The organism is Pseudonocardia sp. EC080619-01, assembly GCF_001420995.1.
Lineage (GTDB): Bacteria > Actinomycetota > Actinomycetes > Mycobacteriales > Pseudonocardiaceae > Pseudonocardia.
The window spans coordinates 24,639-44,910 of record NZ_CP012186.1 but is presented as its reverse complement, the minus strand read 5'-3'; the positions used below and the strand labels follow the sequence as shown (position 1 = coordinate 44,910).

The following is a 20,272-nucleotide window of genomic DNA, read 5'->3' as shown; positions in this document are numbered from 1 at the left end:
AGGTCACCCGGCCCTGGCTCGGCGGGGCGAGACCGGCCAGCAGGACGGCGAGGGTGGACTTCCCGGCCCCGCTCGCCCCGACGAGCGCGACCGTCTCCCCCGCGCGCAGGTGGACGGACACGTCGGACAGGACCGGTGCCTTCGTCCCCGGATAGCGGTGGGTGACCGCGTCGGCGACGAGATCCCCGCAGCGCGACACCGGCGCACCGGCCGTGGGTGCCGGTGCCGCACCGATCACCCCGACGATCCGTTGCAGGCTCGCGAACGCCGACTGCACCTGGTCGAAGCTCGACACCAGCAGACCGAGCGGGTTGAACAACCCCGGTCGCGGGGAGCCGCGGCGGCGCCGGCCGGGGCGGCCGGGCGGCGTGGCGGCCCAGGCGCACCGTGGGCGCGTCGAGCACCGGGGCGAGTCGCTGGGTGGGCATCTCGACCTCGACCGCGGCCGGGGTGAGCACCTCGGGTGTGCGCGGGGTCGGCAGCGGCATCGACCGCGTCGGCACCGGGGTCGACACCGGGGTCGACACCGGGGTCGGCATCGGGGCCGGCGTGGACACCGGCTCGGGCCCGGCCACCGGCTCGGCCACAGTCTGGGGCGCGGCCGCGGTGCTGGGCTCGGCGGTGATCTCGACGGTCTCGCGGGTGCCCCACCCGGTGCGCAGGCAGGTGACGGTTCCGTACCAGCGCACGAACCGCAGCACGAAGAACGCCCACAGCGTCGCGATCGGCGACAGCGCCAGGGTGAACAGCTGCGAGCCCAGCGACTCGTCCGAGCGGCGGATGCTGAGGTAGCGCAGCGACTGGGCCAGCCCGATGACCAGCGGCACGAGCAGCAGGATCGGGCTGATCGTGCCGGCCACGATCGGGGCGAGCACGAACAGGCAGGCGAACAGCATCGTCGAGATCAGCATCTGGACCCAGGCCAGGGCGTGGTTCCAGAACGCGAACCCGCTCAGGGGCAGGTACTTGAACCGCCACCAGGACCGGATGAACGCCCCGCGCATCCAGCGCACGTACTGGCGCAGGTGGTGCGAGAGGTTCTCGGGCATCGCGGTCAGCGCGAACGCGGTCGGCTGCTGGACGGCCTTGCCCCGGGTCAGGGCGAAGATCGTGAGCATCGAGTCGTCGGAGAACTCCACGGAGCGGCCGAAGAAGGTCTCGTTGAGGTAGCTGGTCAGGTGCTCGCGCACCACCGGGCCGCGGTAGGCGGCCAGCGGGCCGGAGTTGACCAGGACCGAGCCCATGGTCGAGGCCGCGGAGCGGTCGACGAGCTGGCCGGTGACGAACCACAGGTCGGTCAGGCGAGTCAGCAGGTTCTTGCGCGCGTTCGCGGCCAGGACCACCCCGGCCACCGACTGCACACGCTGGTCGTGGAAGGGCTTGAGGACCTCGTCGATCGCGTTGGGCACCAGGATGGCGTCGGAGTCGACGGTGACGTAGACGTCGGCCTCGGGGGTGTCGGCGAAGACCACACCCTGGGCGTGGCGCTTGCCGCCGTTGGCGGTACGCACCCAGCGGGCGGCGACCCCGACCTGCGCGGCCGCGGCGATGTACTCCTCGCGCAGCGAGCCGTAGTCGACCTTGGACCCGTCGTCGACGACGTAGACCGTGGCCGGCAGCCGCTCCTGCTCGAGCATCGACCACAGGCACCCGCGCAGCAGGCCCGGGTCCTCGTTGTAGACCGGGACCGGGACCACGACGTTGAGCCGGTCGAGCTCGCGGTCCTGGGCGGCGGTGGTGGTGTAGGGCCGCTCGCAGTAGTAGAGCACCGTCTGCACGGCCAGCAGCACGAACGCCAGGGAGAACAGCAGCCCGAACTGGGTGCCGTAGCCCTGCAGCGCGGCGTAGGTGGACACCGCGTGGTGCGCGGCCCACGCGCCCATCGCGAGCAGCACCAGCGCCGCGAGCATGATCCCGCGGTTGCGGGCCCGTCGGACGGTGATCACGGCTGGTCCACGGCCTTGCCCCGGCGCCAACCGATCCGCAGAGCGGTCACCGCGACACCCATCACGACCAGCGCGATCAGCGCGATCCACCACTGCGAGATGAAGACTCCGCCGATGGCGAGCCCGCCGAGCCCGGTGTAGGCCAGCCGACCGTAGTCGTTCACGCACGTCTCCCATGTGAGAAGGAATCAGAGTGGAAGCGCGCGGCGCCTCATCAGCGAGGCGAGGGGCGGGAACGCGGGGTGCGTTCGGATCTTCCGGACTGCTCATCGCCAACTCGCACAACGGCGTCACAAGATCGGGTGAGGGTTCAACAAAATTGATGATCCGGCCCGGCACTGTCCTAACAGGTCACCGCCGAGGGCCGATGACGACCACGTCCGAAGCTGTCGACGTCGTTGCAGGAGAGCTGTGAAAGCCGTGGTGCCCACGACCGCACGACCCGGCCCCGCGCGATCGGGACGGGCGTGGCGACGAGCCGGGGCCGCGCTGCTGGTGCTGGCACTGGTGCTCGCCGGCGGGCTCGGCTACAGCGTCTGGCGCGATCACACCGTGATGGCCGAGGGTCAGCAGGAAGCCGGTGCCGAGCTGGTCCAGGCCTGGGCCGGCCAGCAGGCCGCACCGGCGAGATCGGTGACCGCCGGACTCGCCGAGGGCGACCCGTTCGCGAGGATCCAGATCCCGCGCTTCGGCGACGACTGGAGCTGCACGATCCTGCAGGGCACCAGCCAGGACGTCCTGGCCCGCGGCCCCGGGCACTACCCTCGCTCGGCCGACCCCGGCGAACTCGGCAACTTCGCCCTGGCCGGGCACCGCGTCGGCCCCGCCGGGGTGTTCGACCGGGCCGCCGAGCTCCAGCCCTGCGATCCGATCGTCGTCACCACCGCCACCACCCGCTACACCTACAAGGTCCTGCCCTACCCCGGCGCAGACGCCACCGGCTGCGACCTGCCGGCCGCAGCCACGGTGGGCCGCCAGATCGTCAGCCCCGACGCGAGCGAGGTCCTCAACCCGGTCCCCGGGCAGGCAGCCGACACGCCCCCGGCGGCCGCGCTGATCACCCTGACGACCTGCCACCCGCGCTACTCAGCCCAACAGCGGATGATCATCCACGGGGTGCTGGTCGCTGAGACCACGCTCGCGTGACGTCGAGTCCACCCAGCTCGGAGCACGGAGACCGTCCTGCGCTGGTGTTCCGGGGTGGACACGGTGCGAACGTCGACCCCGGGCCGCCGGCGGCCCGCGAGAGCCATCTTGCGACGGGGTAGTGCGTCCTGAGGTGAGCGCGGTCGTTAATGTTCGATCGTGGGCGTGAATCAGACGATTCGGACCGCGATGGTGGTCGGGTTGATCGCCACCGTGGCGGCAGGATGTGGAGCCGGTGGGCTCGATGCGGGGGACGTCTCCGAGGAACTGAGCGCGGTGTTCCCGCTGCCGGCCCCGAGGGACAACACCGACTTCTGCGCCGCGGACAGCGGGTGCGAGCAGCTGATCACGACGGACGCGCTATCGATCTACCAGTGGCCCGACGACGCCACCGCGGAGCGACAGACCGCCGTCGCCACCGACATGGGCCAACAAGTCCATCGAGCCGGTCCGTTCGTCCTGCGATTCTCCGACGAGTACCCCTCCAGCGAGGAAGCGATCGCGGGCTGGTCGCAGCGACTCGACGAGCTGGTCGCGCACGGCGACCATTCCTGATGATGAGCGGTAACGGGGCCGACGCACTCGGCGATGAGTCGATCGTGCTGCCTATGGCTCTCGCTGCCAGCGTCTCGTTCTGGCTTCTCGTTGCGTTCGTCGTTGCCGCTGTTGCAGGGGTGTCCAGCGCCGTCGTGCTCGGGCTGCTCGGTGGCTCAGCGCTCGCGGCCGGGCTGGCCGTGGTGATCGCCCGCCGGATCCGTGTTGCGCAGTAGCTGAGACCACCGGGACAGCCCGGACCCGTTCACACGCAGACCGAATTGTCGGTCCCCCGTGCCAAGCTGCGGCCGTGAGCTGGACCCAGGCGTCGTCCGCGTGTTGTGCGCGGGCCGATCCGTCCTGTTCCGCCTGCGCCGCCACGACCTGGCCGACGACCACACCTGGATCGTGGCCCTGAGTCGACATGCGAAGGACGGCCAATGACAGAGCAGCCAGTCACCCCGGCCGAGCTCCGAGACCTCGCCGCCCGGGCCGAGCAGCTCGCCGGGGAGCTCGCGGCTGTTGAGGACCGGATGCGCGACACCACGGACGAGCCAGCCCGGCATGTCCGCTTCCGGCTCCTCGACGCTTCCGGATCGGTCCTGGCTGCCAGCCAGGCCGTGCTCGACACTGCGAGCGATCTTGCCCGCGTCCGCGGACGCAGCGGCTGTGGCGCGGACTGGGGCGTGTGCCCCGAGCACGGAAACACCCTGACCAGCACCGGCGGTCGAAGCTGGTGCACCGCCCTCGGCTGCCTCCGATCCTGGGGCTACGACCGGGTCGGGCTTCCCTGCACCGAGGACGTCACGCACGAGCTGCTCGATTCCAGCGGCGGGCGCAGCCTGCTGTGTGCCGGGCACGCGCTCGACGCGCGGGCCCGTGTCGTTGGCTCCGTGGTTACCCCTATCGACCCGCCGGACTGAGGCGGCGAACGAACCGCCCGGTGTCGGGGTCGACCCGGTTTCTTGACCCGATCGCCGGGCTGCAGCGCATCCTGGGTGGTGTACGGCAGGGTGAGTAGTGCCTGGGTGCATGGACCGGGGGCGGTGGCCTCGCCATCGCTCGTCGGGAGCCGCCCGATGAGCGTGATGGGGCATGAGGGAGGGCCGCAGGATGATGGGTGGCGACGATCTGGAGTCCCCGACCGGTACAAGCCAGCTGCTGTGGCGCAGCTGGATCGTCGTGGTCACGGGGCTGGTGCTGTGGTCGGCGATCGACGTCGCCTTCGACCTGAGATCCGCCGGAAGCGACCTGGTCGTGCTCGCCTGGGTGCTGCTGATCGTCGCGCCGGTGGTCGGGGTCGTCGCGTGGCAGCTGGCCGCCTCACCCCGGCCGGACGATGCCCGCTACGCGAAGACATTGCGCGAGCTCGAGCCGCGCCAGCGGCGTGAGATCGACCGGTCGCTGCGGCGGGGCGTAGCCGCGGCCGCCGCTGGATGGCCGTTGTATGCCCGGGCCCGGGCGGCCCAGTGCCGGCGGGGGCTCATCACCCTCGGCCCGATCACCATGCTGGTGTGGAGCCAACTACTGCTCCAGCCCGTCGGCGGTGGCTTTTTCTGGGTAACCGTCCTGGCGGGCGTCGCCGTGACGACGACCGGGGTGCTCTCGGTGGCAGTCCAGCTCCGTCGAGAACACGCGCTGACCGTGGCCGGCCTGGCGCTGAGCGCGGGCGGCGGCCCGGCGCGAGCTTGAGCGCGCGGCGCCAGGGCCGAGGCTCTCAGTCCCGCGGGGCCACATCTTCTGCGTCGGCTGTCCCCCGCTGCTCGGGGACGGCAGGAGGCGTGCCGTCGGCCGGCGCCGGCGCCGTGCGCACGGGCCGGTTCTGCTGACGTGGGCGCTTGTCCTCCCGGCGTGCCGTGGCGCGACGGTCTCGGCGGGCCTGACGGTGCCGCCGCTCCTTCGCGCGATCACGGCGCCGATCGGTCATGTACTGCAGAATCCGGTCGATCGCCGCGAGCTTGTCCGTCGACTTAACCGGCATGAGGTTCGCGATGATGCTCAGCGCGGTCTGCAGGACCGCGGCGGCGGCGACGACGACGATCGTCGCCGGGAGCACCCAGCCCGGCACATCTTCCCGCACCAGGTACCAGAAGCAGCCGAGCGCGCCTGGGACCGTCAGCGCGACCACTCCGTACTGTCCCGAGCGGCGCTTCACGAGGCCCTCCGCGTCGTGACCAGGTCCGGGGCGATCCCGGGCATCGTGATCACGCCGCGTCGGGCGAGGTTGCGGGCGTGCCGGCGGAGACGGGCCATGGTGCCCTCGACCGCCCGGACCGACCCTCCGATCATGTCGGCGATCTCCCCCTGGGAGTAGCCCGCCTTGATCAACTGGCAGACGACGATGTCGCGGCCGCTGCGGCCCCGCAGGATCCGTTCGACCGTGTCCTCGGTCAGCGCTCGCAGCTCGGGGTCGGGTCGGTCGATCGCCCCACGCATCAGTGCTCGGGCGGCTTCGCGCGAGTCCAGGTTGTATCCGAACCGGTCGAGCCGATGTTCACGCTCGCCGACCCAGGCGCGGAACAGCGGCTGAAAGTGGAACAGGGCGTGGTTCACGAAGAAGGTCATCAACGTCGCGCCCCGCCCGGGCTTCCATCGGTCCTTGGCCAGGACGTCATCGCGGAACTTCGGGGTCGCGACCAGCAGGGTGTCGATGGCGAGAGAGATCCGGTCCTCCGCACTGCTGTGCAGGATCCGGCGGTCCTCCGTGCTGGGGTTGACCATCACGTTCTTCTCGAAGCACCAGGAGAAGATCCGGCCGTCGCGCAGTCCGGCGATCAGGATCGGGTACGCGTCGGCCCACAGCTCGTCCACGAACTGATCCCACACCGGGCCGGTGAGCCCGGCAGCCTTGAGCTCGACGAGCCGGGCCTGGTCCTTGTCGATCTGGGGGGGCTCGCCGGCGGACGTGAGGCGTGCCGCGGGGTCTTCGAGGACGACGCCCTGGTCCGTCCTCGGCCCCGGAGCGTCCGGACGGACGCGCACCCCGTTTGCCATGTTGGAGATAATACTCACCCGGTCTCTCTGGCCGGTACTCCGAGTTTCACCCGCCGTTCGGCATCGCATGCAGAGACCGCCTGTCACCCCACGCGATCAGAGACGTGATCTGCGTCACTCGTTGCCTTCACTGGAGTCAGCAGGCCTCTGACCAGGCCGGGAAGTCACTCGGCGCGAGTACGTGCCTGCACCACCGGCCCCGGACTCTCATCGGTGCTTGGGCGACAGGGCTCCGCTAAGCCGGCCTCACGGCGGACCGACACGGCCCGCCCTGGCGCCGCGTTCGGACAATGTGGAAGGCCACCAACGTGGCGAAGGTCCACGAGCACACAGTGAGACTGTCGGTCCCCCGTGCCACGCTGCGGCTGTGAGCTGGACCCAGCGGCGGTATCACGCGGTGACCTGCACTGATTACTGGTGCGATCCGAGCTGCGTCATCGGCGATCCCGCCTGCACCGGTGGGCAGCTGTGCCCGCGCGTCGCCGCCGGAATCGGCACCGCCCGGCCCACACTGGCGCCATGAGCACGGAAGCCGACCAGCAGGTCGTCGCCCGCTCGTTGTGCGCGGGCCGACCCGTTCTGTCCCGTCTGCGCCGCCACGACCTGGCCGACGACGTCACCTGGGTCCTGCCGCCCGACCTTCTCCCCGATCTCGATGAACTCGACGGTGTCCCGATCGTGCACGCCGAGGTACCCAGCCCGCTGCTCGCCCACTGGGTCCGTCGCCAGGGCGACGCACACTGATCGAGGCGCAGCTCACCCGTTGAGCGGCTGCAGGGCCGGTGCCGTGGCGAGCTGGCCAGTCCGGCGTGATGATGCGGGGATGGACGGTGGCTGGGTCGAGCCGAGGCTGGCCACCGCCGGCGCACTGCCTGACGGCGAGGGCTGGGCCTACGAGGTCAAGTGGGACGGCATCCGCGCGATCGCCGCCACCACCGCACAGGGGGGTTCAGCTCCGGTCCCGCAACCGGCGCGACCTGACCGCGGACTACCCCGAGCTCGCGCAGCTCAGACTGTCACCCGGGCTGCTGCTCGACACCGAGATCGTCGCGCTCGACGACCACGGCGTCAGCGACTTCGAACTCCTGCAGCAGCGGCTGCACCGCACATATCCCTCCCCCGCCCTGGTCGAGTCCGTCCCGGTGTCGCTGATGGTGTTCGACGTCCTGCGCGTCGACGAGCTCTCACAGCTCGACCAGCCCTACAGCCACCGACGGAGCCTGCTCGACAAGCTCCAGCTCACCACGCCCGGCCGGCTCGCGGTGCCCACCCACTTCACCGACGTCGCCGCCGACGATGTCCTCGCAGCGGTGCAGACCCAGGGACTCGAAGGAGTCGTGGCCAAACGCCTCAGCTCCCGCTACGAACCCGGCCGCCGCAGCCGAGCCTGGATCAAGCACGCCATCCGCCACACCTGCGAAGTCGCCGTCCTCGGCTGGGCCCCAGCCACCCGCCACCGAGGCACGCTCGGAGCCCTGGTCATCGGGCTCCCCGACGACACCGGAACGCTGCGCTACGCCGGAGAGGTCGGAACCGGCTTCACCACCGCCACACGACAGCAGCTCCTCGACCTGCTGAACGCCCGCCAACAGGACGGCCCGCCCATCGAGCTCCCGGCCCACCGCGGCTCACGCTGGGCCGGCGCCACACCCGCCGACCGCCTGCGATGGGCCCGCCCCGGCCTGATCGGCGAGATCGCCTACCGCCAGCGCACCCGCGAGGGCCGATTCCGCCACCCATCCTGGAGAGGCCTACGTCCCGATCGCACCCTCGACGCACTGCGAGCTGCCGACGTCCCCTAGCTTGGCCTAACGGCCACCCAGGAGAACAGGCCGAGCACTCTCGCATCGGCGCTCGCCTATTACTGGATCGAGACGGTCACCCTTGTCAGGTGTCGGGGGCGTCGTCACCGATGTCGGCCAAGCGGGCGTCGAGGAAGAACTCCCACCAGTGCTCCGGTCGGCTCGGCGGGGGCGGTGTCTCGGCGTCGAGCAGCTGCGGGCGATTTGACGCTGCGCCGTAGCTCGGGTCGTGGCCGCGCAACGGCGGGAACCGTGCCGGCAGGTAGCGCGGCCGATCGACGCCGCCCTCAGAGGTCAGCGCCGGAGGGGTCTGGCCGGCGCGCTCGGCCTGCTGCGCGGCGTCGTCGTACTGGCGCCGTTCCTCTTCGGTCAGTCGATGCTTGCCCGGGGCGCACTCGCGCCGGTCGATGGCCACGGCCAGGTTGGTGATCGCGGCGGGGAGCCAGCGGACGTGCCACTCGGCCACCAGCTCGGGGCGGGTCCCGACCGTGCTGGAGGAGATGTAGAGGGTGCGCAGCCACGCGAGCTCACGCACCGCACGCGGATGTACCGGCCAGCAGTCCGGTAGCTCGAGACGCGTGAGCTGGTAGTCGCTGTTGAGCACCTCGGACACGAACCCGGACAGGGTGTCCCACGCCGCGTGCTTGTCGTCTCGGTCCAGCTGCGACCAGCGCAGCGCCGGGGTCAGCGACAGCGCCTCGTCCTCAGCCTCGTCCGCGCCCGCCCCAGCCGCAGCCGCAGCCGCTTCGACCGCACCACCGAGCGCAGCGACACCCTGCTCGACGTCGTCGAGCCGGGGGCTCATCCGGCCGAGGATGTCAGCGATCTCGGCGACGTGACCGGCGGTCTCATCGCCCTTTCGTGACGTGGTGTCGAGCTGTCGCTGCGCCTGGCGCAGCTGCTCACCCACCTCCAGTGCCCACGGTCGGGCCCTGCCCGCCGCGGGCCGTGCCCCCTCCTGTGGCGGGGCGGGGCCATCGCTGGTCACGGTGACCGTTCTCCTCTCGTCTCAGCGACACGGCGGCGGTGGCTGGTCCGGTCCCTGTACGGCGGGAGTAACGGCCACACGAGCCGCACCGGGGCCCTGCGCGATGATCGCAGGTGGCGGACGCAGATCAGACCGTTCCCACACTGGGCTGATCCGCACCACCGTCGCCGGCGTGGCGCGATGGATCAGCAGCGCGTGCCACTGTGGGATCGTGCGTACCCGGTCGACCGGGCACACCCGCACCTTCTCGTAGCGCTCCTCACCGCCGCCGGTGGGCACCGGCTCGTGCCGGTCCCCGCACAGCACCGAGGCCTTCTCCAGGTCCTCGCGCAGCGACAGCCCCCCGAAGATGAGCTTGGCGTTGGTGGCGTTCCAGATCGTCTCCCCGCCCTTGGCTCCCCAGCGCTGGGCGAGCTGGGACGGCGACTGCACCGCCCACTCGATGTGGATCCCCCGGCCCCCGGCGTCGGCGACCCATCGATCCAATGGCACCGGGGTGATCAACGCGGCCTCGTCGAGGAACAGGCCCAGTGGCGGATCCAACCGCCCCTTCGGCCGCGACGACGCGACCCGCTTGGCCGTCTCGAACAGGTGCCCGGTCATCGCCGCCAGCAGCGGCGCGATCGAGGCGTGCTCGCGGTCCGAACCGACCACGAACAGCGATCCGCGGCCGGAGACGAGCTGTTCGGCGTCGAGTTCCTGGCCGCCGCCACTACCGGTGACCAGGGCTGCGACCTGCGGGTCGGTCATGAACTTCACTGCTTCCGACAAGGTCATGAAGATCGAATCGCGGGTCTTGCGGGCATCGGTGGCCAGGACCTGCCGCAGAGCGTCCACCGTTCCTTCCGGGACTCGCCCGTCGGGGTTGCGGCCCAACACTTCCAGGGCCTGCCCGGCTCCCCCGCTGCGCGCATCGCTGGTCGGGGAGAACACCCACCGCGCCACGGTGGTCATGTCGCGCCCGGACAGATCTGCGGCCATCAGCAGCGCGGTGAGCACGCTGACCGACCACTGGTCCCAGCGATCGCCACCGTTCTCGCTCGCCGACACACCGCCCACCAGCAGCCCGGCGCGGACCGCCGCGATCTGCGGGTCGGCGCAGCCTGACACCGGCGACCACCACACCGACGACCCCATGTCGCCGAGCTGCTCGGGGTTGAACAGCCACACCGGGCCCTGCTCGGCCCGGCGCCCGGCGCAGTAGTTGTACAGGTCGGGTTTGGTCGAGGTCGCCACCAGCGGGCCGTCGTGATCGAGGATGTGGTGGCCCATCAACGCCGTCTTGCCGGTCTGCGGCGGTGCCACCAGCCCGATCACGTCCCGATGCGGCGCATAGCAGTCGGTACCGATCACCGGGCCGACCACCGACCGGCCCAGCCAAGTCCCGCACCGCCGCACGGGCAGCCGTTCCACCCGCCCGGGCGCCAGCACTCCCCTGGCCCCGGGGTGGCTGACCTCGGTGGTGACGCTGGGCCGGGTCGCCGCAGCGGCGAGGCGCACTGAACCGTCCTGGGTGGTGGAGAGGCTCCTGATCCAGCAAGGAGACTGGAGCTGTGGGAGCACCTCGGAAGTTCGATGAGGAGACCCGTGCCCGCGCGGTCCGCCTCTATCTTGACCGTCTGCGTGATCACGGGGAGTCGAAGCTGGCCGCGCGCCGGCACGTCGGTGAGCTGTTGGATGTGAACCCGGCGACGATCCGCAATTGGGTCGAGGCCGAAGAGCGCGATTCCGGTTCCGGGGTTGGCTCGGCGGCGGGTGGCGATGACGCAGCGGCCGAGTTGCGACGGCTTCGTGCAGAAAATGCCGAGCTGCGGCGGGCGAATGAGATTCTGAAGACTGCTTCGGCGTTTTTCGCGCAGGCGGAGCTGGACCGTCGACTCAGGTAAGACTTCTGTTCGTTCACGAACATCGAAGCCGTTTCGGGGTCGAGCCGATCTGTGCCGTTTTGTCCGAACACGGTGTGCAGGTCGCCCCGCAGACGTATTATCGCTGGCGGTCCCGGCCGGTGACCGATCGCCAGTTGGATGAGGCGTATCTGGTGAATCGGATTGTGGATATCTATCGGAAGAACAGGTGTGTGTACGGGGTGCGGAAGATGTGGCGTGCGGCGCGGCGGGAAGGGCTCCGGGTCGGGCGGGACCAGATGGGCCGATTGATGCGTGTCGCCGGGATCCAGGGCGTGCGCCGCGGGGTCCACCACACGGCCACGACGACCCGTGATCAGCGCGCAGCCCGCCATCCTGACCTGGTCAAGCGGGCGTGGGCGGCGCCGACTCGACCGGATGCGCTGTGGGTCGTGGATTTCACGTATGTGTGGACCGCCTCCGGGTTCTGCTACGTGTCGTTCGTGACCGACGTCTACTCCCGCAGAATCCTCGGATGGAAGGCGTCGATGAGTAAGACCACCGATCTCGTCTCCGGGGCCTTGGCGCAGGCGTTGTCCACTCGCCAACGGGCGATCAGCGAGTTCACCTCCGAGGGTCTTATTCATCATTCGGATGCCGGGTCTCAATATACGTCTCTGGCGTTCACCGAGCAACTCGCCGAGGCTGGTATCGCCGGCTCGATCGGCACCGTCGGTGACGCGCTGGACAACGCGCTGATGGAGTCCACGATCGGCCTGTACAAGTCAGAGCTCATCGTTCCGTATGCTCATTCTCGGAACTGGATCGGTCTTCGTGAGGTGGAGCGAGAGACCGCGGAGTGGGTTCACTGGTACAACAGTGTGAGGCTCCACTCCTCCATTGACTATATGTCGCCGATCGAACGAGAAATGGTGTACGCTACATCCATCGCCCAACAGGGTGCGGTGGCCTGAACCTCAGCCTCTCGCAGACCCAGGACGGTTCACAAGATCGGACCCTATCGGAAGACCACCTAACGAAATGCGGCTGAAGTACTAGTCGGGAACCCCGATGACAAGGGCCCCGAGCGACCCCACAGCCCGTCCCCGGGACACCTGCTCTCGATGCGGTGGCGGTGTCCTGGTTCTACAAGTGGATCACTCGCGCCGCTTGGCTCGCCGCGGGGGCTGGGAGGCTGGTGTCCCTCGTTCCCAGCTCGTGGTCGCGCAGGCGCAGGTCTGCCGATCCATCCGTTGACAGCGGCGAGGCGACGCACCTATCCTAGATTTTGTTAATCAGTTAGTAGAATGGAGAGGTCATGAGGTTCGGGTTCATCAGTGAGGGGGAGTGCGCCCCGGGGGAGAGCCACCGGCAGCGCTACGTCGACCTGATCGACGAGATCTTGCTCGCCGAGAAGATGGGGTTCGACGTCTGCGGAACCTCGGAGCAGCACTTCGCGATCGGAGGGATTTCGACCTCGGCCCCCGAGACGATCTTTCCCTACGCGATGGCCCTGACCAGCAGGATCAAGTTTCTCCACGCTATCACTCTGATGCCCACACAGTTCAACCACCCGCTCCGGGTAGCCGAGCGCGTCGCCACCGAGGACATCCTCTCCGGCGGTCGCGTCGAGCTCGGGACCGGACGCGGCAACACTAACCTCGCACTGCACGCCTTCGAGGTCGGGGTCGAGGAGAACAAGGCACAGTGGTCTGAAGGGGTCGACCTCCTTCGGGCGGCCTTCCTCGATGACCCGTTCTCCTTCGTCGGAAAGTACTACAAGGTCCCCCCGCGCTCTCTCATCCCCAAGCCCTTCCAGCGCCCGCACCCGCCGATCTCGGTGGCGGCGACCAGCCCGAACACCCACCGCGAGGCGGCCGAGAAGGGCATCGGGGTGATCAGCTCGTCGAGCTTCATGGGCTTCGGCTACATCAAGAACGCTCTGGAGGTCTACGATGAGACGTTCGACAACACTGAGCACCAGCTGCCCACCCACCGCAGCAAGTCGGTGATGATTTTTGGGTCCGCGGTGTGTCTGGAGTCCATGGACGAGGCGATGGCAGAGGTTCCGCCGGCTCTCTCCTACGCGAAGAACGCTCTGGGGGCCTACGAGCGGCTCTCCAAGCTCTCCGCCGATTACCAGTACATGGGCGCGGTCAAGGATATCGACTTCCACGACCCGGACTTCATGCTCAACGAGTCCGCCGGTTTCGTTGTGGGGGATCCTGCGGAGTGCCGTCGCCAGATCCAACGCTACGTCGATCTCGGGATCGACACGCNGCTGCTGCTGCGGATCGACTCGATCCGTCACGAGACCCGGATGCGCACCATCGAGAACCTCGGGCGTCACGTCCTGCCGCACTTCACCGAGCCCCACAACCTCAGCAAGCCCGGGGATGACGCTCTCGCCACGATCCGCGAGGCGCGGCCGGCGCACTACGAGCTGGTCGCCAAGCGCGAGGCCGAACTCGCCCAGCAGACGAGCTGAGCCGGAGTACGGCATACGCCCGGGTGCTGGAACGATGAACTGGGTCAGGCGCAAGACTTTCGGCGGCGTTCTGTTGGAGATCGTCGAACTATCCGGCAACCTACACCCCAACCAGCACGTCGCTTCGACCAGCAAGGAGACCTGATGCTCAAGAGCGAGAGCGTCGAGCACATCACCTGGCTGACCCTCGACAACCCACCGGCCAACGCGCTGAACAATCCCATCCTGCGGGAACTGGTCAGTTCCCTGGATGAGATCAACCGTGACTCCTCGGTGCGAGGCGTCGTGCTGACAGGTTCTGGGAACCGATTCTTCTGCGCCGGCGGCGACGTCAAGGAGTTCATCTCGTTCGATGAGGCAGCCGGGCTCGAGCGGGTGGCGCTTGGGTCGAGGCTCAAGTCGGCCCTCGGGCGGATGGAGTGCCCACTGGCGATTGCAGTCAACGGCGTCGCGGTGGGCTCGGGCATGGAGATGGCCGCATTTGCTGACTTCTGTGTGGCTTCCTCCACGGCCCGCTTCGGGATGCCCGAGATTAACCATGGGCTGCTGCCGATGGCCAAGGGAATCCAGCAACTGATCTGGCTCATCGGATGGAAAAATACCAAGGAGGTCCTATTCACCGGTGAGATCTTTGACGCCGTGCGTGCTCAGGAGCTGGGACTGGCACACGAGGTCGTCGAGCCGGACAGGGTCGCGGAGCGGGCCGAGCAATGGATCACCACGATGGCAGCCAAGCCCCCGGAGCTCTTCCGCGCGCTCAAGCGTACCGTGCTGACGAGTGTGGGGATGGAGGACCAGGCGCTGGAGAAGATGACTCAGGCCGATTTCCTGACCTACTTCCGCTCCGCAGAGTCCGATGCCGACCTGCGTACGCTGGTCGGCGATCGCCAGAGCCCGGCGGCCACCGGCACTAGGCAGGAGCAGTAGCGCCATGGATCTGCGACGCATGGTGCTTTTCGGTGCCGAACGCCATCCCGACCGGGTGGCGATGGTCGATGAACGCGGGGCCCTGACTTACGAACAGTGGGCGAACAGGATACTGGCGGTGGCCGGTGGGCTCGCCGAGCTTGGGGTCGGCCACGGGGACCGGGTCGGAATGGGTATGCGCAACTCCGTGGACGCGGCCACAGTCTTCTTCGCCACGCAGGTCCTGGGCGCGGTGGCCGCTCCCTTCAATTTCCGGCTCAAACCCGCCGGAATCGCGCAGGTGCTCACTGACGCCGAGGCGATGGCGATCGTCTGCGACGAGGGCGTCGTGCCCGACAGCGTCTTCAGCGCTGATGGAATGAGCGACCAGATGCTGCGGATCACCACGGGGACGAACCTCGCTCCGGGGTGGACGAGCCTCGACGACCTCGCCGCGACCGGAGACCCGATCCTGCGTGGTGTGGTGACGGGGGACGACCTGTCGACGATTCTCTACACCTCGGGCACGACCGGACGACCTAAGGGGGTGGCCGTCACCCACCGCAACACTCATGCTCGGATCACATCCTACATCGGCAACGCCGGACCCAGGATCGACGACGAGCTCCGAGCGCTCGGAGCCGCACCGATATATCATACCGTCGGTTTGCACTGGGTGCTCTGTCAGACGGTTTACCTCAACGGCAGCTACTACCCGTTGGCCGAGGTCGACCAGAACGCGTTGCTCCAGCGGATTCGCAGTGCGGAGCTGACGTATCTGTTCGGCTCACCGACGCTGTTTCATATCATGCTCTCGGGGCGGGGACCGGGCTTCGAATATCTGTCATCGGTCGACCACGTCACGTTCGGCAGCGCGCCGATGCCGGCGCCAGTACTCGAGGAGATGCTCCGGTGCTTCCCCAACGCCTCGATTAACGAGGTGTACGGCACCACCGAGCTCTCGATCCCCTTCCTGACCCGCGACTGCACCCGCTACCCGGCGGGTGCGCTGCGCCCGACCGCGGACCAGAGGGTCCGGATCGTCGCACCGGGCGGGGAGCCGAGTGCGGTCGTGGCAGCGGAAACGCCCGGCGAGCTGATCGTCGATATGAACACCGAGGCGACCGTCGCTGGCTACTGGAACGCGCCCGAGAAGCTGGCCGAGAAGGTCCGCGACGGCTGGTTTTACACTGGTGACGCGTTCCGCCGCGACGAGGCGGGCAACTACTTCATCAGCGGTCGCCTCGACGACATCATCATCACTGGCGCCGAGAACGTCCAGCCGGCCGAGGTCGAGCAAGTGCTGCTCGAACACCCCGCTATCACCGACGTGGCAGTCGTCGGGACACCGCACGGGCGGTGGGGAGAGGTCGTTACCGCGTTCATCGCCACCTCGGATCCTGACCTCGATGAGCAGGCCGTCGACTCGCATTGCCGACTCAGCGTCCTGGCCGACTTCAAGCGACCTCGGCGGCTGGTGTTCGTCGACCAGATCCCCCGCAATCCCAGCGGCAAGATCGTCCGTACCGAGGTGCGGGCCCTCTACTCCACCATGGAGACGGCAGCCGCGGAGACGACGTGAGTGCCCAACGCGAAAGGCCCACGCTCCACACCGCGAAACCGCTCGGTCCGTGGTCGTGGAGTGCGACCGATCTACTGGCCGCCTTCGCCGAGAGGAAGATCTCTCCGGTGGAGGTGGTCGAGGAGCTGATCGGCCGTATTGAGGCCCTCAACCCCGCGCTGCACGCCTACCTCGCGGTGGACCTGCTCGGCGCCCGCGCGGCGGCGGAGACCGCTGAGCGAGCCTGGCGCAGGGGTAACCGTGACGCCCTGCCGCTGTGCGGGGTGCCGGTGTCGGTCAAAGACACCATCGAGATCGCAGGCATGCCCACCACCTACGGATCATTGGCGTTCCGGGACCATCAGGCCCCGGACTCGGGGATTGGCAAGCAACTGCGCGCCGCCGGTGCAGTGATCATCGGCAAGACAAACACCTCGGAGTTCGCCCTGTCGACCTACACCTCGAACCGGCTTGGCGAGCCCACTGCGAACCCGTGGAACCTGGAACACACCGCTGGGGGATCGAGCGGTGGCGCCGGAGCCGCGGTGGCCGCAGGCCTGGCTCCGATCGGCATCGGCACCGATTCCACCGGCTCGGTGCGCATTCCTGCCGCGTTTACCGGTGTGTTCGGGTTCAAACCGACCTTCGGTGCGATCCCGGCCCGCCAGCAATGGCGGGCGGCCCTGACCCGGTCTCACAACGGGATCCTGAGTCGGACCAGCGCCGACGCGCAGCTGACCTTCCAGGTCCTGACCAACCAGCACGTAGTCGGTACAGGTACATCGCCCTCGGTGGGCGACATGCGGGTGGCGGTCGTGGCCGACGGAGACGATACGGCGGCGCTGAAGCGCGCCGTCGAGGCGCTGCGGCGACTGGGCGCCGACCCAACTTGCGTCGCCGCCCCTCCCCCGGTACCCGAACCGGGCGAACTCGAGCCAGGTGTTTGGGCATACTCCGGCGACCACTACGCCGCCGCCGAGACCCTGCGGCACAACTTCTGGGAGCGGCACAACGACGAACTCACCGCCTACGCTTGGCCAATCTACCGGGGCGGCAGTCAGGCCCTGGCCTGGCAGTACCGCCAGGTGATCAACGAGGCCCAGGAGTACGCCCGCGTGGTGGCGGACTGGTTCACCGGCTACGACCTGGTGGTCACCCCGCTGGCCCCGGAGGCCCCGGTCCAACCCGCGAACGACCGCGAGGCGGGCACTGGCCCCTACTACCCCTTGGTCACCACCTGGAACATCGCCGGTAACCCCGCGGCCTCGATCCCGATGGGGAAGGGCCCGACCGGACTTCCGGTAGCGGCCCAGATCGTCGGAGCGCACGGCGACGACGCGGGCGTCCTGGCCGCGGCCGCCGAGCTCGAACGCGAAGTGCCCTGGACCCACCGATGGCCCGACCTCGCGCAGTAGCCAGTCCGCAACCGGACTGCGGTCACCACCACCGGAAATCGACGATATGAGAGAGGACGATTGTCTTGGCTCACCGCGCGGGCTGCGGCCCGACCACTGTGACACACTCCCGGGCGACCGCCCGCTTCCTCGACCGCGAACCGACCATGCTGATCAACGGCGAGTGGCTCCCGGCCCGAGACGGGCAACGACTGACCACCGTCGACCCCGCCAGCGGAACCCCCCTGGCCGAGGTCCCTTCGGCCGGACCAGCCGACGTCGACGCCGTGGTCACCGCGGCCCGTACGGCCCTCGAGCGTGGAGCCTGGTCAAGCACGAGCGGCTCGCAGCGCAGTCGGCTGCTCTGGCGGCTTGCCGAGCTCATCGACGAAAACCTCGAGGAACTTGCGGAGCTCGAGACCCTCGACAACGGCAAACCGATCGAGGTCAGCCGGACCGCCGACGTGCCCTCCAGTGCCGAGACCTTCCGGTACATGGCTGGGTGGGCGACTAAGATCGAGGGGCGCACGCTCCCAATCGGGGAGCCCAGCCGGCTGGTTGCCTACACCCGCCGCGAACCGATCGGGGTGGTCGGCCAGATCGTTCCGTGGAACTTCCCGTTGCTCATGGCGGCGTGGAAGCTCGCCCCGGCCTTGGCCGCGGGATGCACCGCCGTGCTCAAGCCCGCCGAACAGACGCCGCTCACCGCACTGCGCCTCGGCGAGCTCGCCTCCGAGGCAGGCATCCCTGACGGCGTAGTCAACATCGTCACCGGCTACGGCACCACCGCCGGAGCCGCGATCGCCGAACACCCGGGTATCGACAAGGTCGCCTTCACAGGCAGCACCGAAGTCGGAAAATCCATCATCCGGGCGGCGACCGGCAACCTGAAGAAGGTCACCCTGGAGCTCGGTGGCAAGAGCCCCTCGATTGTGCTAGCTGACGCCGACCTGGCTCGCGCCGGCGCCGGCGCCTTCCGCGGCGCGTTCGCGAACGCCGGACAGGTCTGTACCGCGGGATCTCGGATCTACGCGCACGCCTCGGTCTTCGACCAGGTCGTTGAGGACGTCACCACGCGCGCCTCACAACTCAAGGTCGGTCCCGGGATCCTGCCTGGTTCTGAGATGGGCCCCCTGGTCTCCCGCGCGCAACGCGACCACGTCCAGGGCCTCGTCGATAGAGGGCTCGCAGAGGGTGCCTCGGCCACCACTGGAGGAACACGCCGCGACGAGCCAGGATACTTCGTCGAGCCGACTGTGCTCACCAATGTCACGCGCTCCATGGAGATCCTCCGCGAAGAGATCTTCGGCCCGGTCGCGACCGTCTCCCGCTTCGACGACCTTGACGACCTCGTCGAACAGGCCAATGACACGATCTACGGCCTCGCGGCGGAGATCTGGACTCAGGACATCAGCAAGGCCCACTACGTTGCGGGCAAGCTCAAGGCGGGCACCGTTTGGATCAACGGACGCTCGATGGACATCGCGTTGCCCTTCGGCGGGTTCAAGCAGAGCGGATGGGGACGTGAGAAGGGCGAGGAGGGGGTCAAAGCCTACACTGAGACCAAAACCGTGGTGGTCACGCTGTGACTAGCCATGGCCAACCCCGTCCGCAGCCGTCGAGTCTCGGGGATCACCCCAGGATGACAGGTAAACGTGTCGCGGCGCGTGAGGTGATCCAGACCGACCGCGCCCCTGCCCCGGCCGGGGCCTACAGCCAGGCCGTGGCGACCGACCGCCTGGTGTTCGTTTCCGGTCAGACCCCACGATCGACTTCAGGTGAGCGGCTGCTCGACGCACCGTTCGATGAGCAGGTGCGCGCAGCGTTGAGTAATCTCGCCGCCGTCGCGGAGGCGAGCGGGACTTCGCTGGGTCAGGCACTGTACGTCACCGTCTTCCTCCGTGACCCGAGCAACGCCCCCCATTTCGACGCGATCTACCGTACGTTCGTCGGCACCGACCCGCCAGCTCGAACTCTCGTCCCCTCTGCCCTGACTATCGGCGAAGTCGAGATCAACGCGGTTCTGGCGCGATAGCGGAGGCTCTCGCACATCCGAAGGAGGAACACCCACGATGGCTGAGCTCGACAACTCCCGTATCGGCGACTCCCGAGAACTGCGTCGGGTCTATGGGTGCTTTCCCAGCGGGGTAATGGCTCTGTGCGCCGTCTACGACGATGGCGCCCCGGTCGGCATCGCCGTGAGCTCGTTCACGACGATCTCGATGGACCCCCCGCTAGTCTCGGTCTGCGCGGCGCGCAGCTCCCAGACCTGGCCCTTGCTCGCGGACCGTGCCCGTCTGGGTCTGTCCGTGCTCAGTTTAACCCAGGGCGTTGCCTGCCGCCAGCTCTCGTCGAAGACTGCGAAAGCACGGTTCGACGGCGTTGGGTGGCACAGCACCCGCCGTGGCGCGGTTCTGCTCGAGGACGCCGCCGCCTGGCTGGAATGCACCATCGACAAGATCGTCGACGCAGGCGACCACCTCCTGGTCCTGCTCGGCGTGCAGGCCTTCGAGATCCGTGACGGCGTCGCCCCACTGGTCTTCCATGCCAGCACGTTCCACCAGCTCAGCGTAATCCCGGCCACGACCGATTCAATGGCATGACATTGAGTTTAGCGTTGGTCGAGGTTGAGCGTCGAGCACACTTCCTGAACACAGTCCTGATCGACA

General features: G+C 68.5%; 21 protein-coding genes, 2 pseudogenes and 1 other annotated feature. Of the genes and pseudogenes, 16 read left to right on the top strand and 7 right to left on the bottom strand.

Features of this window, described 5'->3' with window-relative positions:
- Nucleotides 1-31: 31 nt before the first annotated feature.
- From AD017_RS37165 to AD017_RS35740, 3 genes and pseudogenes are all read right to left on the bottom strand, one after another.
- A pseudogene (locus tag AD017_RS37165) lies at nt 32-121 on the bottom strand (ATP-binding cassette domain-containing protein); the annotation flags it as partial.
- Between the two features lie 736 nt (nt 122-857).
- Nucleotides 858-1,883: pseudogene (locus AD017_RS36880) on the bottom strand (glycosyltransferase); the annotation flags it as partial.
- A 59-nt stretch (nt 1,884-1,942) separates the two neighbouring features.
- Complete coding sequence (locus tag AD017_RS35740) at nt 1,943-2,110, bottom strand: hypothetical protein (RefSeq protein ID WP_168170577.1); 168 nt, start codon at nt 2,108-2,110, stop codon at nt 1,943-1,945.
- 256 nt (nt 2,111-2,366) lie between these two features.
- Between AD017_RS35740 and AD017_RS32325 the strand changes: the two genes are divergently transcribed.
- The 5 genes from AD017_RS32325 to AD017_RS32305 all read left to right on the top strand — a co-directional run bounded on the left by AD017_RS32325 (nt 2,367) and on the right by AD017_RS32305 (nt 5,318).
- Nucleotides 2,367-3,092, top strand: a complete 726-nt coding sequence (locus AD017_RS32325) for a class E sortase (protein ID WP_168170578.1) — start codon at nt 2,367-2,369, stop codon at nt 3,090-3,092.
- A 165-nt stretch (nt 3,093-3,257) separates the two neighbouring features.
- Nucleotides 3,258-3,647 carry a hypothetical protein gene (locus AD017_RS32320; protein WP_145982865.1) on the top strand — a complete coding sequence of 130 codons (390 nt, stop codon included), beginning with the start codon at nt 3,258-3,260 and terminating at the stop codon, nt 3,645-3,647.
- 2 nt (nt 3,648-3,649) lie between these two features.
- Nucleotides 3,650-3,862 (top strand): hypothetical protein, encoded by a 213-nt coding sequence (locus AD017_RS32315; protein ID WP_145986115.1) that lies wholly within the window; start codon nt 3,650-3,652, stop codon nt 3,860-3,862.
- A 204-nt stretch (nt 3,863-4,066) separates the two neighbouring features.
- Nucleotides 4,067-4,549: a hypothetical protein gene (locus AD017_RS32310; RefSeq protein WP_060577526.1), complete on the top strand. Its 483-nt coding sequence runs from the start codon at nt 4,067-4,069 to the stop codon at nt 4,547-4,549.
- Nucleotides 4,550-4,721: 172 nt separating this feature from the next.
- Nucleotides 4,722-5,318 (top strand): hypothetical protein, encoded by a 597-nt coding sequence (locus AD017_RS32305; protein WP_060577525.1) that lies wholly within the window; start codon nt 4,722-4,724, stop codon nt 5,316-5,318.
- 25 nt (nt 5,319-5,343) lie between these two features.
- Here AD017_RS32305 and AD017_RS32300 read toward each other — a convergent pair whose 3' ends face one another.
- Both AD017_RS32300 and AD017_RS32295 read right to left on the bottom strand, forming a co-directional pair.
- Entirely contained in the window at nt 5,344-5,781 is a 438-nt protein-coding gene (locus AD017_RS32300) for a hypothetical protein (RefSeq protein ID WP_060577524.1), read from the bottom strand.
- The gene (locus tag AD017_RS32295) at nt 5,778-6,620 is read right to left on the bottom strand and encodes a hypothetical protein (protein WP_145982867.1); all 843 of its coding nucleotides are present in this window, start codon (nt 6,618-6,620) and stop codon (nt 5,778-5,780) included. Before AD017_RS32295 ends, AD017_RS32300 begins: the two co-directional genes overlap by 4 nt.
- 367 nt (nt 6,621-6,987) lie before the next feature.
- On the opposite strand from AD017_RS32295, the gene AD017_RS35735 reads away from it, so the two are divergent.
- The 3 genes from AD017_RS35735 (at nt 6,988) to AD017_RS32285 (ending at nt 8,422) form a co-directional block, all read left to right on the top strand.
- On the top strand, nt 6,988-7,143 hold the full coding sequence (locus AD017_RS35735; RefSeq protein WP_168172856.1) for a hypothetical protein: 156 nt from the start codon (nt 6,988-6,990) through the stop codon (nt 7,141-7,143).
- The gene (locus tag AD017_RS34995) at nt 7,140-7,364 is read left to right on the top strand and encodes a hypothetical protein (RefSeq protein WP_145982868.1); all 225 of its coding nucleotides are present in this window, start codon (nt 7,140-7,142) and stop codon (nt 7,362-7,364) included. The genes AD017_RS35735 and AD017_RS34995 overlap by 4 nt, the downstream gene beginning before the upstream one ends.
- Nucleotides 7,365-7,432: 68 nt before the next feature.
- Nucleotides 7,433-8,422: a DNA ligase gene (locus AD017_RS32285; RefSeq protein WP_369822015.1), complete on the top strand. Its 990-nt coding sequence runs from the start codon at nt 7,433-7,435 to the stop codon at nt 8,420-8,422.
- Between the two features lie 85 nt (nt 8,423-8,507).
- On the opposite strand, the gene AD017_RS32280 is transcribed toward AD017_RS32285, so the two are convergent.
- Nucleotides 8,508-9,332: a hypothetical protein gene (locus AD017_RS32280; RefSeq protein WP_060577520.1), complete on the bottom strand. Its 825-nt coding sequence runs from the start codon at nt 9,330-9,332 to the stop codon at nt 8,508-8,510.
- Nucleotides 9,333-9,431: 99 nt separating this feature from the next.
- Nucleotides 9,432-10,910, bottom strand: a complete 1,479-nt coding sequence (locus AD017_RS32275; RefSeq protein WP_227013406.1) for a type IV secretory system conjugative DNA transfer family protein — start codon at nt 10,908-10,910, stop codon at nt 9,432-9,434.
- Between the two features lie 53 nt (nt 10,911-10,963).
- Here AD017_RS32275 and AD017_RS32265 point away from each other — a divergent pair.
- The 8 genes from AD017_RS32265 to AD017_RS32230 all read left to right on the top strand — a co-directional run bounded on the left by AD017_RS32265 (nt 10,964) and on the right by AD017_RS32230 (nt 20,206).
- Nucleotides 10,964-12,228, top strand: a protein-coding gene (locus AD017_RS32265; protein WP_145986114.1) for an IS3 family transposase whose coding sequence is annotated in 2 segments (ribosomal slippage) — nt 10,964-11,264 and nt 11,264-12,228 — 1,266 coding nt in all. Because the reading frame shifts where the segments join, the coding sequence is not laid out codon by codon here.
- Nucleotides 11,254-11,385 (top strand) — a sequence feature (AL1L pseudoknot). It overlaps the preceding gene by 132 nt.
- 344 nt (nt 12,229-12,572) lie before the next feature.
- Nucleotides 12,573-13,742 (top strand): LLM class flavin-dependent oxidoreductase, encoded by a 1,170-nt coding sequence (locus AD017_RS32260; RefSeq protein WP_060577517.1) that lies wholly within the window; start codon nt 12,573-12,575, stop codon nt 13,740-13,742.
- 144 nt (nt 13,743-13,886) lie between these two features.
- The gene (locus AD017_RS32255; RefSeq protein ID WP_060577516.1) at nt 13,887-14,669 is read left to right on the top strand and encodes an enoyl-CoA hydratase/isomerase family protein; all 783 of its coding nucleotides are present in this window, start codon (nt 13,887-13,889) and stop codon (nt 14,667-14,669) included.
- Between the two features lie 4 nt (nt 14,670-14,673).
- Nucleotides 14,674-16,230 carry a class I adenylate-forming enzyme family protein gene (locus tag AD017_RS32250; protein ID WP_060577515.1) on the top strand — a complete coding sequence of 519 codons (1,557 nt, stop codon included), beginning with the start codon at nt 14,674-14,676 and terminating at the stop codon, nt 16,228-16,230.
- Nucleotides 16,231-16,337: 107 nt separating this feature from the next.
- Nucleotides 16,338-17,624: an amidase gene (locus AD017_RS32245; RefSeq protein WP_168170582.1), complete on the top strand. Its 1,287-nt coding sequence runs from the start codon at nt 16,338-16,340 to the stop codon at nt 17,622-17,624.
- A 146-nt stretch (nt 17,625-17,770) separates the two neighbouring features.
- Nucleotides 17,771-19,192 carry an aldehyde dehydrogenase family protein gene (locus tag AD017_RS32240; protein ID WP_082399769.1) on the top strand — a complete coding sequence of 474 codons (1,422 nt, stop codon included), beginning with the start codon at nt 17,771-17,773 and terminating at the stop codon, nt 19,190-19,192.
- Between the two features lie 53 nt (nt 19,193-19,245).
- The gene (locus tag AD017_RS32235) at nt 19,246-19,638 is read left to right on the top strand and encodes a RidA family protein (RefSeq protein ID WP_060577512.1); all 393 of its coding nucleotides are present in this window, start codon (nt 19,246-19,248) and stop codon (nt 19,636-19,638) included.
- A 37-nt stretch (nt 19,639-19,675) separates the two neighbouring features.
- Nucleotides 19,676-20,206, top strand: coding sequence for a flavin reductase family protein (locus AD017_RS32230; protein WP_060577511.1), 531 nt, complete (start codon nt 19,676-19,678; stop codon nt 20,204-20,206).
- The last annotated feature ends 66 nt before the right edge of the window (nt 20,207-20,272 follow it).